We start from the raw sequence: 16,866 nt of genomic DNA on the forward strand, positions 1-16,866 counted from the left end.
GAAAGTAAGGGTGTAATTATGGGAATTGTAATAAATGAATTAAAAAATGTATTTGCATTACAAAGTAAAAATAATAGTTATGTTTTTGGAATAGATAATATGGGGTTGGTAAGACATTTATATTGGGGAAGCAAAATTGAAAATGTTGATGATTTTGATATGCCAACATTAGTTGAAGTATCGACTAATGATCCTGTTTTTGAAATAACTAAAGAAGAATTTCCGGTGTACGGTAGTTTAAGATATAAAGAACATTGTTTAAAGGCTTCATTTATTGATGGATGTAGAGAGTTAGTTTATAGCTATGAAGGTTATGAAGTTGATGGAAATGAACTAGTTATAAAATTAAAGGACATTCATTATGATTTCAATATGAATCTTCATTATAAAGTTTATGAAGAATATGACTTAATTGAAAGATATGTGACTATTAAAAATAATTCGGAAAATGTTATTGAAATTGAAAAAGTGCATAGTGGGCAATTTCATATACCATATGAAGATTTAACTTTTTCAAATGTACATGGTCATTGGGGTGCAGAGCAACAAAGATTTACACAAAAAGTTAGCTATGGAAAGATTGTTATAGAAAATAGAAGAGGGATTTCTACTCATAATCATAATCCATATTTCATTTTAGATAAAAATGCAACAGAAACCACAGGAGAAGTATTCTTTGGTGCTTTAAAACTAAGTGGTAACTTTAGTGGAGTAATTGAACAAACACAATATGGAGAAACATTAGTACAACTAGGTATTAATTCACATGATTTCTTATTAAAGCTTAATCAGGGAGAAGAGTTTATATCTCCGGCTATTATAGCAGGTTATAGTAATAGTGGGTTTGAAACTATGACTCATAATCTCCATAACTTTGCTAAAGATAATGTATTGAGAAGTGGATTAAGACCAGTATTATATAATTCATGGGAAGCAACTGAATTTAAAGTGAGTTGTGATGAGCAAATAAAACTTGCAAAAAAGGCAAAGGAAATTGGAGCTGAGCTGTTTGTTGTAGATGATGGTTGGTTTGGAGAAAGACATGGAATTGACAATGGACTTGGAGATTGGTATGTAAATGAAGAAAAATTTCCAAATGGATTAAACCCATTAATAAATGAAGTAAAGGCTATGGATATGATGTTTGGAATTTGGGTAGAACCTGAAATGGTGAACCCGTTATCTAATCTCTATAAAGAACATCCAGAGTGGATATATCATTTTGATAGTAGAGAAAGTGATACATCTAGAGGTCAATATGTATTAGATGTTACAAAGAAAGAAGTAAAAGATTTTATTTATAATATGTTAGATAATTTATTAACAACTTATGATATTGATTATATTAAATGGGATGCAAATAGACCTATGTCTCAAACTAATTTAGAAAGAGATGTTTGGTACAAGCATATTGAAGCTGTCTATGATATTGTAAAAAATCTTAAGCTTAAGCATCCAAATGTACTATTTGAAGCCTGTGCTTCAGGGGGTGGAAGAATAGATTATGGTATTTTAGGAATATTCGATGATTTTTGGACAAGCGATAATACTGATGCTTATGACAGATTATTTATTCAAGAGAATTATTCATATATATATCCAATAAAAGCTATGAGAGCTTGGGTAACTGATTGTCCGAACTTTTTATCAAGAAGAATTATACCTATGAAGTTTAGATATCATAGTGCTATGATGGGTACTTTAGGTATTGGATGTAATATATTAAAATTTAGTGAAGAAGAAATAGAGTTATCTAAGGGATTAATTGAAGAATATAAGAATATAAGGCATATAGTTCAAGAAGGTGATTTCTACAGATTAGAAAATAATTCCAAAAATAAATATAAGCTTTATCAATACATGAATGGAAAAGAAGGGTTAGTATTTGCATTTTTACCTCAAAGTGAACTTGGACATAGAGGTACAACTATAAAGTTTAGAGCACTTGAAAAAGAAAGTACCTATTTAGTTAAAATTGATAAAAATGTTATTGTGAAAACAGGAAGATATTTAATGAATCATGGATTAGAACTAAAATTATATGGAGATTATGATAGCATTATAATAAAGATAAGTAAAATAGAGGAATAATTCATCCAAAAGATAGCTATTTGGAATAGCTATCTTTTTTATATAAAATCATAAAAAAATTTTAGTAAAAAATAATTAAAATTTTACTATAAAACACTTGTGAAACGTTTACTGATATGGTAATATAAAAATGTAGTAAGTGAAAACTATTACAAAAAAGGGTTAGTATTGAATAAAAATGAGGAAGGATGAGAATTATGGGATTATCTTTTAAAGAAAAGTATTCATTTGGAATTGGAGCATTAGGAAAGGATTTATGTTATGCAATTGTATCTAGTTATTTAATGATTTATTTTACAGATTCAATTGGACTAGCTCCAGCATTTGTTGGAAGTTTATTTTTAGTAGCAAGATTATGGGATGCAGTTAATGACCCAGCAATGGGAATGATAGTTGATAATACAAAAACAAAGTGGGGAAAATTTAGACCATGGATTTTAATAGGAACGCTTATAAATGCAGTTGTTTTAGTATTCTTATTTAAGAGACCAGCAGGATTAGAAGGAAGTTCACTATATGCTTATTATTCAGTTATGTATATATTATGGGGTATGACTTATACAATAATGGATATACCATATTGGTCTATGTTACCTTCTTTATCTAAGACTAATGAAGAAAGAGCTCAAATGTCAGTTATACCAAGAATATTTGCAAGCTGTGCATGGTTAATAATGGGTGCATTTGGACTTTCAATAGTAAATAAGTTAGGAAATGGTGATCAAACTAAGGGATATGGAGCTTTTGCAGTAGTGATTGCAGCAATTTTTATAATTACTTCAATTATAACAGTTATAAATGTTAAAGATAGTAGTTGTAAAGTAACAGAATCAAATAAAAAAGTAGAAAAAACAAGCTTAAAGAAAGCAGTTAAACTTATAAAAGAAAATGATCAACTTATGGTATTTATAGGAGTTGTACTTGCATATAACTTAGTTGCTCAATTATCAGGAGGAATGTCAATTTACTATTTTAAGTATGTTGTAGGAAATGAAAATATGTACCAAGTATTTACTGCATTTGCTGGACTTGCTGAAATAGCTGCACTTATGTTATTCCCAATGCTTTCAAAGAGAATGAGTAAAAAGGGTGTATTTAGACTAGCATGTTATTTACCAGCAGTAGGATTAATAATTCTATTATTAGCAGGAATATTTGTTCCAGGTAATGCGGCACTTATAGCTTTATCAGGAATAATAGTTAAGTTAGGTTCAGGATTTACACTAGGAGCTACCACTGTTATGTTAGCAGATGTTATAGATTATGGTGAAGTAAGATTTGGTTCAAGAAATGAAAGTATAGTTGCTTCGTTCCAAACATTATTAGTTAAAACAGCATCAGCTTTATCAGGATGGTTAATAGGTGTTGGATTAACAATAGTAGGATATGTTCCTAATATAACACAAACTGCAGGAACAATATTTGGTATGAGAATACTTATGGTGGCAGTACCTTCAGTAATAACATTATTAGGATTATTCATTTATGTAAAGGGTTATAAACTTCAAGGTGAATATCAAGAAAAGATAATGGAAGAATTAAATAAAAAGAGAGAAGCTGAAATTAACTTTGCATAAAGGTTAGATTGATATTAAACAAGTAAAATAAAATTTAAGTTAATAATTATTTTAATAGGTAAGAAGTTAAGAATAATGATTAGAAGTTATGCAATTATATTTTCAAATAAATTTAATAGTATATTTCTAAAGCTTGTACTTCTTACTTATTAATTATCATCAATAAAAAAATTACATTACAATTTGATTTATTAGATATGTAGTATATAAAACATAAATTTAAATACAAGAATTTTTAGAAAGATAAATTATTTATAAATAGTAGTCAGGAGTTGTTAAAATGTATTTAGGTGTAGATTATTATCCAGAGCACTGGAATGAAGATATGTTAGAAGAAGATTTAAATAATATAGTAGAGCTTGGAAGTAATGTTATAAGAATTGGTGAATTTGCTTGGCATATGATGGAGAAAGAAGAAGGTTTATTTGATTTTTCTTATTTTGATCATGTAATAAATGAAGCAAAGAAAAAAGGATTAAAAATAATATTCGGTACACCAACAGCAACAATGCCTGCATGGCTTGCTAAAAAACATCCAGATGTATTAGGTGAGTTTGAAGATAATACTAAGAGAGTTTTTGGTGGAAGAAGACAATATTGTTTTAATAGTAAAACTTATCATAAATATAGTAAAATTATAATTAAAGAACTTGCAAATCATTTTAAAGATGAAGAAGGAATAGTTGCATGGCAAATAGATAATGAATTTGGTCATGAAGGTAGCGATGTATGTTTCTGTAATGAATGTAAAAATGCATTTAGAGATTATTTAAGAAAAAATTATAATAATGATATAAATAAATTAAATGAAATATGGGGAACAAGATTTTGGTCGCAAACTTACAATGATTTTGATGAAATACCAGTTCCAGCAAAGACAATAACTACTCATAATCCAAGCCTTAGGATGGAATGGGAAAGGTTTAGAAGCGTAAGTGTTGAAAATTATGCAAAATTGCAAATAGATATTTTAAAAGAAATATTAGGCGAAGATTCTGTTATAATTCATGACTTTTCAGGTGGATATTTTGATAAGAGCTTTGATTTTTCAAAAGTTGCAAAATACCTAGATGTAGTTGCATATAATAATTATCCTGTGTGGGGAGGGCAAAGGGAGCCAATTCCTGCACATGAAATTGCTTGTGGCTTAGATTTTATGAGGGGGGCTAAAAGACAAAATTTTTGGATTACAGAAGCTATAATGGGAGCACAAGGACATGATGTTATTGGTTATTTACCAAGACCAAATCAAGCTAAAATGTGGTCTTATCAAGCAATGGCTCATGGATGCAATTCTCTTATGTATTTTAGATATAGAGGCGCAACACAAGGAGCTGAACAATATTGCTATGGAATAATAGATCAGGATAATCAAAAAAGAAGAAAATTTTATGAGGTTCAAGATTTTTTCAATAATATGAAAGAAAATGAAGATGTTATAAATAGTGAAATAAAATCAGAAATAGCAGTAATTTATGATTATGAATCTATGGCATCATTTAGAATTCAAAGACAAAGCTTTTTAATGGATTATAAAAATGAAGTATATAGATTATATAGACCTTTCTATGAAAATAATGTTAATATTGATGTCATTCCATCATATGTAGATTTTAGTGAGTATAAAGTTTTATTAATACCAACAATGATTGTATTTAAATCTGAAGTTCAAGAAAGAATTAGAGAGTTTGTTAAAAATGGTGGTAAAGTAGTATTTAGTTTTAGAACTGCAATTAAAGATTACTATAATAATTTAACATTAGGGCAGTTAAATCCAAGTTTTTACACTGATTTAATAGGTGGCTTTGTTGAAGAAATAGAATCTCTTCAAGAAGGTCAAAAGGTTAATGTTAAGGGGATAAATGAATTTAATGGAGTTGAAGGTAGTGGAACTGTATTTAGAGATATGCTAAAAACTACTACTGCAGAAAGTCTATTTATGTATGATGATGAGTTTTATAATGAATTATCAGCTATAACTTTAAACAAATATAAAAATGGTGAAGCTTATTATATAGGTACTGGTGTAGATAATAATATTATGGACTTAATAGCTAAAAAAATTATAGTAGAAGCTGATATAGAAGCTATAGAATCACCTAAGGGTGTTGAAGTAGTTAAGAGAAAAGTAAATGATGAAGAGTATTACTTCATTATGAACCACACAGCAGAAGGTAAAATTTTTAATAATATTAATTTAAAGGCCTATGAAAGTAAAATAGTAAAAATTAAGTAAATTAAAGGTGGTTAACTTTTTAAATTAACCACCTTTAAATTTTTATATTATGTTAAATAAGAGAAAGACAATTTACATCTAATTTGTAAGTTACATCTTTTCTTTCAACGATTATATTTATTTTCTTTTTAATTTCTTCATCATCCATAATTTTAGAAATAAGTTCACGTGTTGGGTTCATAGCATATGGGATACCTACATTTTTAAACATAGTAAAATCACCAGCAGTATCACCATAAGCATAACTTTGACTTAAATCAATATCATACTTCTTGCATAATTCTTTAATTGCCTTTTCTTTACTTTCTGAATCCCACATAGGAGTAATATAGCCATTATATCTATTATCTTTATCTAATTCATAGATTGTACCTCTATAATCATCCATATGATATTTTAATGACATTTCTCTTACCAATTCTATAGGAGAACCTGAAATAGCAATTACAATATCTCCTTGCTCTTTATGCCATTTAATTCTTTCTCTAGAAAATGTATAAACTCTATCACCTTTTTGTTCAATAACTTTTTTAGCAATATAGTCTATATGATATTTATCTAATCCTTTAATTGCTTCAGTGTAGACATCTACCATTTTTAAAAGATAAGTATCATAATCGCCTTGTCTTTTATCCCAGTTAATATAAGCAGGTTTTACTTCTTTATACCACTTATTTTCATCAACTAGGTCATATTTAATTATTTTTTTAAAGACCTCAGTAATAAGTCCTTCTCTGTAGATTGTGCCGTCAATATCAAAAAATGCTGCTCTTCTTGACATATAAAAAACCTCCTTATGTTTTAAACTTTTATAAAATATCTTTAACTTACTGTCCAATAGGTAAGATGAGCTAAATAAACTTTAAAAATTTAATTAAGCTGAATTAGATATTACATTATATAATAATAAACCAAAGCGAAAAATGCAAGACTAAGTGAGATTCTAAATTTTAATTTAGTTAATCGAACTTACTCAGCGACTGAAAGGAGTCGAGTTTCCTTAAAGAGGATTCTAAATTTTAATTTAGTTAATCGAACTTACTCAGCGACTGAAAGGAGTCGAGTTTCCTTAAAGAGGATTCTAAATTTTAATTTAGTTAATCGAACTTGCCTGAAACTCCAAATTTTAATTTAGCAAGTTGAAGGTACACTTTAGTGTACTCAGCGACTGAAAGGAATCCAGTTTCATTTATAACAAAAAATATTAATATTTTTAAGAAAACTTCTTATCTAAACATTAAATTTATTAAGTAGCTTTAGAAAATCTACTTTCTTTAGTTAGTATGACAAAAAATAGAAGAATTTATATTAGAAAATGTTGACAAAAAATTACAATGCTATATAATATGGATATAAAGAACTATATAAAATGCTAGGGGTGCCAATTAAGGCTGAGAGATAAGAAATTATTAACCCTTGTACCTGATCTGGATAGTGCCAGCGTAGGAAAGCTTATTAATGTATACTTTAAATAATCTACAAGGTAATTTTTAAACTTTATCATAGTATAAGTTTAAATAATTTGTAGTAAAAGTAAATATATTATTTGTAATTATAACGCTATATTCCAGTTGGGATATAGCTTTTTTTATTGGGAAAAATTAAAAATTAAAAAGGAGAAGAAATATGAGAAATTACAAAATACCCACATTAACCATTGCAGGATCAGATTCATCAGGAGGAGCAGGTGTACAAGCAGATTTAAAAACATTTAGTGCAATAGGGACTTATGGAATGAGTGTCATTACAGCAATAACAGCACAAAATACACAAGGAGTTTTTCTTGTTGAAGATTTAAGTAAAGAAATAATAGAAAGTCAAATAAATGTAGTTTTTGAAGATATAGAGCCAGCTGCTGTAAAGATAGGGATGGTATCAAGTCCAGGAATTATTCACACAATTGTAAACACATTAAAAAAATATAATCCTAAATATTTAGTAGTAGATCCAGTCATGATATCTAAAAGTGGATATTCATTATTAAAGCCGGAGGCAAAGAAAAGTTTAATTGAAGAGCTTATACCAATGGCTTATATAATAACTCCAAATACACCAGAAGCAGAAGAAATTACAGGAATAGAAATAAATAATGTAGATGATATGAGAGAAGCAGGTAGAAAGATATTAGAATTAGGACCTAAGTATGTGTTAATGAAAGGGGGACATCTTGAAGGTGATGCAGTTGATGTATTAATAGGAAATGATACATTTGAAATTTATAAACAAGAAAGACTAGATAGAAAAAATACTCATGGAACAGGATGTACTTTATCATCAGCAATAACATCACATTTAGCATTAGGATATGACATAGTAGAGGCTGTTAAATTAAGTAAAGAGTATATAACAGAAGCAATAAGACATAGCTTTGATATAGGCAAAGGTGTTGGACCTGTAAATCATTTTTATAAATTTGAAGACTAAGACTTAGATAAGGAGAAGAAGTAATGTTTGAATTAATAAATAAAGTTAAAGAAATAAATCCTTTAGTATTACATTATACAAATGAAGTAACAATAAATGATTGTGCAAATATAACATTAGCTTTAGGGGCAAGCCCTTTAATGAGCTATTCTGATGAAGAGGTTGAAGAGATAGTTAGTGTTGCTAGCTCAGTAGTAATTAATATTGGAACTATGAATTCAAGTAGGTTAGATTTATTTGTTAAAGCAGGAAAGGCAGCTAATAAATTTAATAAGCCTGTTATATTAGATCCAGTAGGTGTTTTTGCAACAAAGACAAGAATAAACTTTACAAATAAACTATTAAATGAAATTAAATTTGATGTTGTTAAAGGAAATATAGCTGAAATAAAGTTTATAGGTGGACTTGATGTAAGAGGACAAGGAGTTGATTCCTTTGATGATGGTGAAGATATATCTGAAGTAGTAAAAAGAGTAGCTATAAAGCTTGGATGTGTGGTAGTTGCTACTGGAAAAGTTGATTTTATTAGTGATGGAAATAGAGTTATAAAGATATATAATGGAACACCAAAGTTAAAGAGTGTAACTGGTACAGGGTGTATGACAGGAAGCTTAATAGGAAGCTATTTAGGAGCTTATGATTCTCTTATTAAGTCTGATGAAAAAGTTAGTAAGATAGAAGCTGTTGCAATTGGGGTACTTACAATGGGAGTAAGTGGTGAATTAAGCGATAGAAATAATATTGCAATAGGAAGCTTCAAGGAAGAACTTATGAACAATATTTATGAAATGAATAGTGATAAATTAAAAGAATATGGAAGGGTTGAATAATATGAAATTTTCAGAAGTTTTATTTAGTGAAGTTAAGAAAATTTGGGATGGATATTTAGAGCATCCCTTTGTTAAAGGAATAGGAGAAGGAACTTTAGATAAAGAAAAGTTTAAAAATTATTTAATTCAAGATTATTTATATTTAAAGGACTATGCTAAGGTTTTTGCTATGGGATTAGTTAAAGCAGAAACTATGAAGGAAATGAAGTTTTATCATGAATCCATAAAAGGAGTATTAGATGATGAGACTGCAGTTCATGTTAATTACTTAAAAGACTTTGGATTAAGTACAGAAGAGGTAGAAGCTTATAAAAGTGAATTAACAACTGAAAGTTATACAAATTACATGCTTGGAATTGCATTAAAAGGTGATTCAAAGGATATTGCAATGACTATAATGCCATGTACTTGGAGTTATTATTATATTGGGAAGCACTTATATGAAACATATAAGGAAAACTTAAAAGATAATTTTTATGCTCCATGGATAGAAGGATATGCATCAAATGAGTTTAGGGAATGTGCACAAGAGTGGATTGATTATATAGATGATATATGTAAGGACATATCAGAAGTAAAAAAGGAAAAGCTAAAGGACATATTTATAAAATCTAGTCTTTATGAAATGGAGTTTTGGAATATGGCAAATAAATAAACTGAATTTTTAGTTTTAGGTTGAGTGTTACAATGACCAACCATGAGATAAAATTTATTTTAAGATGAGGTAAGTAATATGGTTATTTTTATAGCGATAATATCAGCAATATTATTTGCATTTTATTTTAGGGATTTAAAAAGAAATCCTATAACAACAAAGAAAATGGTAGTAATTGCAATGATGAGTGGACTATCATTTATGCTTAGTTTAATTCAGTTTGTAAAATATCCTCAAGGTGGTGGAATTACTTTATTTTCTATGTTACCAATAATGATACTTTCATTATTATATGGTAGAACTGCAGGTATAACAGGTGGATTAATATGGGGTTTTTTATCATTATTAAATGGAGCATATGTAATACATCCAGTTCAATTTTTCTTAGATTGTTTGTTTGGGCCAATGGCTTTAGGTTTTACATGTGTTTTTGGTAGTGATAAGAAATATAAGGTGATTTTAGGAGGGTTATTTGCAGTTACTTTAAGTGTATTTTCTTATTTTGTTTCAGGTGTAGTATTTTTTGCAGAGTTTGCACCGGAAGGGATGAATACTTATCTTTATTCATTCTTATATAATTTTACTAGTGCTGGAGTTGAAGGTATTTTATGTATAATGCTTTTATCTATAATTCCTTTAGAGAGATTTAAAAAAATAGCTAATGTTAAAGATATTGCAGCATAAATATTAGAAAAAAGGTGATAAAAATGAAAGATTTAAAACTTTATTTAGTAACAGATTCAGATATTTTAAAAGGAAGAGATTTTTATAATTGTATTGAAGAAGCATTAAAGGGTGGAGTAACGATGCTTCAATTAAGAGAAAAAAATGCTAGTGGTAAGGAATTCTTAGACAAGGCAATGAAGCTTAGGAATTTAACTAAAAAATATAATGTGAAATTTATTATTAATGATAGAGTTGATATTGCAATGCTTTGTGATGCTGATGGCGTTCATGTTGGACAAAGTGACATACCAGTAGATAAAGTTAGAAAGCTTACTGGAAAAGATAAAATTATTGGTGTATCTGCAAGAACAGTAGAAGAAGCTATAAGGGCTAAAGAAAATGGAGCAGATTATCTTGGGGTTGGAGCTATGTTTACAACTACAACAAAATTAGATGCAAAAAGTGTAACAGTTGATAGGTTAAGTGAAATTAAGAAAGAAGTCAATTTACCAATTGTAGCAATTGGAGGTTTAACTTTAGATAATATTGATAAATTAAAGCAATATAATATTGATGGATATGCTGTTGTTTCAGCAATATTAAAAGCTAATGATATAAGATTAGAATGTGAAAAATGGGTAAAGAAAATTAGTGAATAACAAAATTGATAAAAAAGTATTTGGGGGAATTATATATGGAATTAACTAAAAGTAAAGACGCAACGAAAAGATTAGTTATATGCGGAATATTAATAGCTTTAGCGACTATATTAGGATCATTGTCTATTCCAGTATTAGGAGCAAAGGTGGCGCCAATACAACATTTGATAAATGTAATTGCGGCAGTTACATTAGGACCTGCATATGGGATTTCGTGTGCTTTTGTATCATCATTATTAAGAAATATATTAGGAACGGGAAGTATATTAGCTTTTCCAGGAAGTATGGTTGGAGTATTTTTAGCTGCTATATTATATAAAAAGTTTAAAAAAGTAGAGATAGCTGTTGTTGGAGAAGTGATTGGAACTGGAATAATAGGTGCATTGCTAGCATATCCATTGGCAGCCTTTGTTTTAGGAAAGGAAGTTGCTTTATTTGTTTACATTATTCCATTTTCAATAAGCTCTATAGTTGGAAGTATTATTGCTTATATAATATTAAAATTAAATACATTAAGAAGTTTTTTATTGAGTAATTAGAATAATTATTCTAATTTTTCTGTAAAATGCATAATTGTAAAAAATATGAATAAAATTATTCAGAAATTAGAAAATTACAACTTAGATGGGTATATAAGTAAAAGGGTGTATAATATATTTGTAATAAATAAATATTCGAGGTGACAAACTATGATATTTTGTAAGGAAAAAAGATATATTTTTAGTAAGGATGTATACCTATCTAGCGATGAAAGAGTTGAGAAATTAAATAAAGATCAAATCAATAAATATGATGGAAGAGAAGTACAAGTTGGACATAGTTATTTAGGCTATATAGATAATTCAAGAATATCTTCTAGCTGGTGCAAAGAAGTTAAATAGATGAAAGTAAAAAGGGATGATGCAGAAATGTATCATCTTTTTTGTTATAATTAAATAATAGGAATAATTAATAATGAGTTAATTATAAGAGGAGGTTATGTTTTGAGAATACTACATACTGGAGACTGGCACTTAGGAAAGAATTTAGAAGGTGCAAGTAGAATGGATGAACAGGAATTATTTTTAAAGGATTTTATAGATATAGTTGAAGATAATGAAATAGATTTAGTTATTATTGCTGGAGATGTTTATGATAGCAGTAATCCACCAGCAAGAGCCGAAAAAATGTTTTATGACACATTAAAAAAGCTTTCTAAAAATGGAGAAAGAGTAACTTTAATTATTGCAGGTAATCATGATAATCCTGAAAGGTTAGTTGCAGCAGGGCCACTTGCTATGGAGCATGGAATAATAATGGTTGGAACCCCTAAAACTGTTGTGCAATGTGGAGAATATGGTCAACATAAGGTTATTAATTCTGGTGAAGGATTTATTGAAATAGAAATTAATAATGAAAAAGCAGTAATACTAACTGTACCATATCCAAGTGAAAAAAGATTAAATGAGGTTCTTTATGGGGAAATGGATAGTGATGAAGATAGATTAAAGACTTATGGAGAAAGAATAAAATCATTATTTGATTCATTAAAGAAAAATTATAGAGAAGACACTATAAATTTGGCGGTTTCACATTTATTTGCTATGGGAAGTGAAGAAGGTGGTTCAGAAAGAAGTATTCAGCTTGGTGGAAGTTACATTGTTAATGGATCATGTTTACCAGAAGAAGCTCAGTATATAGCATTAGGACATGTACATAAGCCTCAAGTTGTACCAGGTACTAATAAAAGGGCAAGATATTCAGGTTCACCACTTCATTATAATAAAAAGGAAATAAATATTACAAAGAAGTGTTTTATTGTGGATATAAAAGCAAAAGAAGAATGTAAAATAAATGAAGTAGAATTTAAAGTCTACAAGCCTATTGAAGTTTGGAAATGTGAAAGTATCGATGATGCAATTGAGAGATGTGAAAAAAATAAAGATAGAGATTGTTGGGTTTATTTAGAGATTAAGTGCGACAGATATATAAGAGAAGATGAAATAAAGAAAATGAAGGAAATTAAAAAGGATATTTTGGAGATAATACCAAAACTTCAAAATGAAGCTGATGATGAAAGTGCTATTAGTATTCAAGAAAAATCATTTGAAGAAATATTTAGAGAGTTTTATAAGAAAGAAAGAAATGTAGAAGCTGATGAAGAAGTTGTAAGCTTATTATTAAAGTTAATAAATGAAGAGGGGGATGAAAATGAGACCAATTAAGCTTAAGATAAAGGGATTAAATAGCTTTATAGAAGAGCAAACTATAGATTTTGAAAAATTAACTGATCGTGGTTTATTTGGAATATTTGGGCCAACAGGAAGTGGAAAGTCTACAGTTTTAGATGGTATTACATTAGCTTTATATGGAGATGTTTCGAGAAAAAGCTCTAATTATATAAATACAAATTGTGATAGGTTAAATGTTAGTTTTGAGTTTCAAATATCAGGAGCAGAAACTAAAAGGTATTTAGTTAATAGAGAATTTAAAAGAGATAAAAAATCAGGAAATCCTGTATCAGGGAAGTGTAAAATAGTTGATATAACTAATGGAGAAGAGGTTTTAGCTGATAAGGTTAAAACTGTAACTGATAAATGTAAAGAAGTAATTGGTTTAAGTTTAGAGGATTTTACAAGGACTGTTGTTTTGCCACAGGGTAAGTTTTCAGAGTTTTTAAAGCTTGAAGGAAAACCAAGAAGAGAAATGTTAGAAAGACTTTTCAACTTAGGTGAGTATGGGGATAAGCTTTCAAGTAAATTATCTAAACAAATAACAAAAGAAAGAACTGAAAATAGTGTTCTTCTAGGTCAGCTTATGGGATATGAAGATATAAGTGAAGAAAAGAAAAGAGAAAAAGAAGAAGAACTAAATATAAGTATTGGAAATTTAGAAAAGGCTAATGAAGAACTTAAAGCAATAGAAAAAAGTTTCAAAGAAAATACTGAATTATGGAATATGCAACTTGAAGTTAAAGATTATAAGACTAAAGAAAGCAAGCTTATTGAAAAAGCTGATGAAATAAATTTATTTAAGGATAAGGTTAAAGCTGCTGAAGCTGCAAATAAAGTTAATCCATATATAATTTCTTATGAAGAAACATTAAAAAATATTAACTTTACAGAAAAAGAATTAAGTGAACTTAAAGTAAAATGTGAAGAGCTTAAAGAGAAAAAGGCTAAATTTGAAGAAGAATGGAATAAAGCTAGAATAAATAAAGATAGCAAATTGCCAGAATATAAGGTTCAAGAAGAAAAAATAAAGGAAGCAATAAAGGATAAAAAAGCTTTAATTGATTTAGAAAATGAAATTAAAGAAATTAATAAAAGAGCAGATGAATTACTTAAAAAGAAGAAGGAAAATAATGAAAAATTAATTGATTGTGAAAAGAGATTAAAAAAGGGAAATGAGTTATTAAAAGAAAAGGAAGAATACAGGGATACTTTAAATATTCAAAGAGAGTTAAAAGAAAATGTTCAAGAAGGAGTAGTTATCACCCGAGATTATAATAATTTATTTAAGATAGTTAATGAGTATAAAGTTAAGATAGAAGCTAATAGAGGCGAAGTAAAAAAATATTTAGATGAAAAACAATTATTAAAGCTTGAATTAGATAAGAAAGATAATTTATTAGTAGAAAATGAAGAAACTTTAGAAAAATTAATTAAAAATTGCCCGGGAAATCAAAATGATTTATTTGATATGCAAGAAAAATACTCTGAACTTAAAGGGAAGTTAGATATATTTAAAAAGGCAAATGAAGAATTATTAAAAAATAAAAATGCTATTGAATTATTAAGCAAAGATTTAGAACCTAAAAAAGAAGAGTATATTAATTTAGAAAATGAAGTTAAAAAAATAAAAATAGAAATACTTGAAATAGAAAGAGAAAACCTGGCTCATAAATTAAGAGAAGAATTAAAAGATGGAGATATTTGTCCAGTTTGTGGTTCAGTTGAACATCATAAGGAAAAAATTAAGCATGTAGATATTAAGGATGTTACTAATCTAGAAGAAAGCATAGATTTAAAAGAAAAACTATCTCTTGAGTTATTTAATGGCATAAAGGATATAGAAGCTAAGTTAAGTATTGCAAAGGAAAAAATAAAAGAAAATGAAGCAGTAATTAAAGATTTAGGTGAAGATTTTAATGAAGAAGTAGTACTTAATCTTCAAGTGAAAATGAATGATTTAAAAACTAAGATAAATGATTACAATATTAAAAAGGAAGAGCTTGAAAATATAATAAAGAATTTAAAAGAAGAATGTAATAATTTAAAACTTAAGCATACACAATTAGAAACTAAAATTAATAGTAATGAAAATACAATAAATGAATTATTAGAAGATAAAAAAAAGCAAGAAGAAAATTTGCAGCAAGTTGAAGAAAAATTAAGTATTCTTAGAGAAAAAACTAATGTTGAAGATTTTATAACTAAAAATACTGAAATAAATAAAATTGAAAATGAAAGAGAAGAAATAGAAAAAGTTATAAAAAGCTATAGAAATAGAATAGATGAATTAAATACAGAAAAAGAAGAGGCAAGAAATAATTTAAATTATACTGATCAAGAATTAGCTAAAATTAATACAACTTTAGATGAAAAAAATAAAGTTAGAGAAGAAAATTTATTAAAAATAAAAAGTAAAGTTGAAGATATAGATAATATAGAAGAAATATTAAATAAAGTTCAAAAAGAAATGAAAATAATTGAAGACAATTATATCTTTACAGAAAAGGCAAAAGAAGAAGCAGATAAAAATTATGAAGAGTGTAATTCTAAATTAATTAGTATTACTTCAAAAGGAAAAGAACTTTATAAAAGAAAAGAAGAAGAAAAGCAAAAGCTTGATATGGCATTAAAAGAAGAAGGATTTTTAAGTGAAGATGAAGTTAAACAGAATGTTTTAGAGAAGGTTAAAATAGAAGCTTTAAAGGTTGAAATTGATAAGTATAATGATGATTTAGCAAAAATAAAGGGAGCTATTGAAAGCATTTCTAAGAAGATTGGAAATAGAGAGTTAACTGAAGAACAATGGGTTAATATACAAAATGAAAAAGAGGAAAAGGAAATTAAAGTTAAAGAGTATAATGAAATAAAAATTAAACTTCAAGAAGAGCTTAAGGTCATAGAAGAAAAGATGCTAGAATTAAAAGATTTATTAAAGCAAAAAGAAGAATTAGATCACAAGCTTGCGTTGTTAAATGATTTAGATAAATTATTTAAAGGTAAAAAGTTTGTTGAATTTGTTGCAGCTACAAGACTTAAGTATGTTTCACTTGAGGCAAGTAGAAAGCTAAAGGAAATAACTAATGGAAATTATGGTTTAGAAGTTGATGAAGATGGAAGATTTATAATTAGAGATTATAAAAATGGTGGAGCAGAAAGAGATGCATCTACACTTTCAGGAGGGGAGACCTTCTTAGCGTCACTTGCTTTAGCACTTGCGTTATCAGCAGAAATTCAACTTAAGGGTACAGCACCACTTGAATTGTTCTTCTTAGATGAAGGTTTTGGTACTTTAGATGATAATCTTTTAGAAGTTGTTATGAGTTCACTTGAAAGAATTCATAATGATAAATTGAAGGTTGGTATAATAAGCCACGTTGAATCAATTAAAAATAGGGTTCCTGTTAAACTTATAATTACTCCTGCAGAAGCTGGAATGGGTGGAAGCAAGGTTAAGATTGAAAGAAGTTAAATAAAGAAAAAAATATTAATACCTCCTATAGAAGTTATATATATAA

At 27.8% G+C, this 16,866-nt stretch carries 13 protein-coding genes and 1 riboswitch; of the genes, 12 read left to right on the forward strand and 1 reads right to left on the reverse strand.

Going from position 1 to position 16,866, the window contains the following annotated elements:
- Positions 1-18 precede the first annotated feature (18 nt).
- From TY07_RS03370 to TY07_RS03380, 3 genes are all read left to right on the forward strand, one after another.
- Positions 19-2,091: an alpha-galactosidase gene (locus TY07_RS03370; protein ID WP_042395351.1), complete on the forward strand. Its 2,073-nt coding sequence runs from the start codon at positions 19-21 to the stop codon at positions 2,089-2,091.
- Positions 2,092-2,279: 188 nt separating this feature from the next.
- Positions 2,280-3,668, forward strand: a complete 1,389-nt coding sequence (melB, locus tag TY07_RS03375) for a melibiose:sodium transporter MelB (protein WP_198133968.1) — start codon at positions 2,280-2,282, stop codon at positions 3,666-3,668.
- A 280-nt stretch (positions 3,669-3,948) separates the two neighbouring features.
- On the forward strand, positions 3,949-5,904 hold the full coding sequence (locus TY07_RS03380; protein ID WP_042395357.1) for a beta-galactosidase: 1,956 nt from the start codon (positions 3,949-3,951) through the stop codon (positions 5,902-5,904).
- 52 nt (positions 5,905-5,956) lie between these two features.
- Here TY07_RS03380 and TY07_RS03385 read toward each other — a convergent pair whose 3' ends face one another.
- The gene (locus TY07_RS03385) at positions 5,957-6,685 is read right to left on the reverse strand and encodes an HAD family hydrolase (RefSeq protein WP_042395359.1); all 729 of its coding nucleotides are present in this window, start codon (positions 6,683-6,685) and stop codon (positions 5,957-5,959) included.
- A 583-nt stretch (positions 6,686-7,268) separates the two neighbouring features.
- Positions 7,269-7,370: riboswitch (TPP riboswitch) on the forward strand.
- Between the two features lie 160 nt (positions 7,371-7,530).
- On the opposite strand from TY07_RS03385, the gene thiD reads away from it, so the two are divergent.
- The 9 genes from thiD to TY07_RS03430 all read left to right on the forward strand — a co-directional run bounded on the left by thiD (position 7,531) and on the right by TY07_RS03430 (position 16,820).
- The gene (thiD, locus tag TY07_RS03390; RefSeq protein ID WP_042395362.1) at positions 7,531-8,328 is read left to right on the forward strand and encodes a bifunctional hydroxymethylpyrimidine kinase/phosphomethylpyrimidine kinase; all 798 of its coding nucleotides are present in this window, start codon (positions 7,531-7,533) and stop codon (positions 8,326-8,328) included.
- A 23-nt stretch (positions 8,329-8,351) separates the two neighbouring features.
- Positions 8,352-9,158, forward strand: coding sequence for a hydroxyethylthiazole kinase (gene thiM, locus TY07_RS03395; protein ID WP_042395363.1), 807 nt, complete (start codon positions 8,352-8,354; stop codon positions 9,156-9,158).
- A 1-nt stretch (position 9,159) separates the two neighbouring features.
- A complete protein-coding gene (gene tenA / locus TY07_RS03400) occupies positions 9,160-9,813 on the forward strand; it encodes a thiaminase II (RefSeq protein ID WP_042395366.1) in 654 nt (217 codons plus the stop codon).
- A gap of 78 nt (positions 9,814-9,891) precedes the next feature.
- Positions 9,892-10,497, forward strand: a complete 606-nt coding sequence (gene thiT / locus TY07_RS03405; RefSeq protein ID WP_042395368.1) for an energy-coupled thiamine transporter ThiT — start codon at positions 9,892-9,894, stop codon at positions 10,495-10,497.
- A 17-nt stretch (positions 10,498-10,514) separates the two neighbouring features.
- Complete coding sequence (gene thiE, locus TY07_RS03410) at positions 10,515-11,138, forward strand: thiamine phosphate synthase (protein WP_042395620.1); 624 nt, start codon at positions 10,515-10,517, stop codon at positions 11,136-11,138.
- Positions 11,139-11,173: 35 nt separating this feature from the next.
- The gene (gene thiW / locus TY07_RS03415) at positions 11,174-11,677 is read left to right on the forward strand and encodes an energy coupling factor transporter S component ThiW (protein WP_042395370.1); all 504 of its coding nucleotides are present in this window, start codon (positions 11,174-11,176) and stop codon (positions 11,675-11,677) included.
- 150 nt (positions 11,678-11,827) lie between these two features.
- Entirely contained in the window at positions 11,828-12,019 is a 192-nt protein-coding gene (locus TY07_RS03420; RefSeq protein WP_042395372.1) for a hypothetical protein, read from the forward strand.
- 102 nt (positions 12,020-12,121) lie between these two features.
- Positions 12,122-13,342, forward strand: coding sequence for an exonuclease SbcCD subunit D (locus TY07_RS03425; protein WP_042395374.1), 1,221 nt, complete (start codon positions 12,122-12,124; stop codon positions 13,340-13,342).
- Positions 13,329-16,820 (forward strand): AAA family ATPase, encoded by a 3,492-nt coding sequence (locus TY07_RS03430; protein ID WP_042395376.1) that lies wholly within the window; start codon positions 13,329-13,331, stop codon positions 16,818-16,820. Before TY07_RS03425 ends, TY07_RS03430 begins: the two co-directional genes overlap by 14 nt.
- Positions 16,821-16,866: the final 46 nt, after the last annotated feature.

Source organism: Clostridium saudiense, from assembly GCF_000577815.1.
Lineage (GTDB): Bacteria > Bacillota > Clostridia > Clostridiales > Clostridiaceae > Clostridium > Clostridium saudiense.

Excerpts from the sequence above, each read along its gene's own strand:
- TY07_RS03370 (WP_042395351.1), top strand. The coding sequence starts at position 19 with ATGGGAATTGTAATAAATGAATTAAAAAATGTATTTGCATTACAAAGT.
- melB (WP_198133968.1), top strand. The coding sequence starts at position 2,280 with ATGAGAATTATGGGATTATCTTTTAAAGAAAAGTATTCATTTGGAATT.
- TY07_RS03380 (WP_042395357.1), top strand. The coding sequence starts at position 3,949 with ATGTATTTAGGTGTAGATTATTATCCAGAGCACTGGAATGAAGATATG.
- TY07_RS03385 (WP_042395359.1), bottom strand. The coding sequence starts at position 6,685 with ATGTCAAGAAGAGCAGCATTTTTTGATATTGACGGCACAATCTACAGA.
- thiD (WP_042395362.1), top strand. The coding sequence starts at position 7,531 with ATGAGAAATTACAAAATACCCACATTAACCATTGCAGGATCAGATTCA.
- thiM (WP_042395363.1), top strand. The coding sequence starts at position 8,352 with ATGTTTGAATTAATAAATAAAGTTAAAGAAATAAATCCTTTAGTATTA.
- tenA (WP_042395366.1), top strand. The coding sequence starts at position 9,160 with ATGAAATTTTCAGAAGTTTTATTTAGTGAAGTTAAGAAAATTTGGGAT.
- thiT (WP_042395368.1), top strand. The coding sequence starts at position 9,892 with ATGGTTATTTTTATAGCGATAATATCAGCAATATTATTTGCATTTTAT.
- thiW (WP_042395370.1), top strand. The coding sequence starts at position 11,174 with ATGGAATTAACTAAAAGTAAAGACGCAACGAAAAGATTAGTTATATGC.
- TY07_RS03420 (WP_042395372.1), top strand. The coding sequence starts at position 11,828 with ATGATATTTTGTAAGGAAAAAAGATATATTTTTAGTAAGGATGTATAC.
- TY07_RS03430 (WP_042395376.1), top strand. The coding sequence starts at position 13,329 with ATGAGACCAATTAAGCTTAAGATAAAGGGATTAAATAGCTTTATAGAA.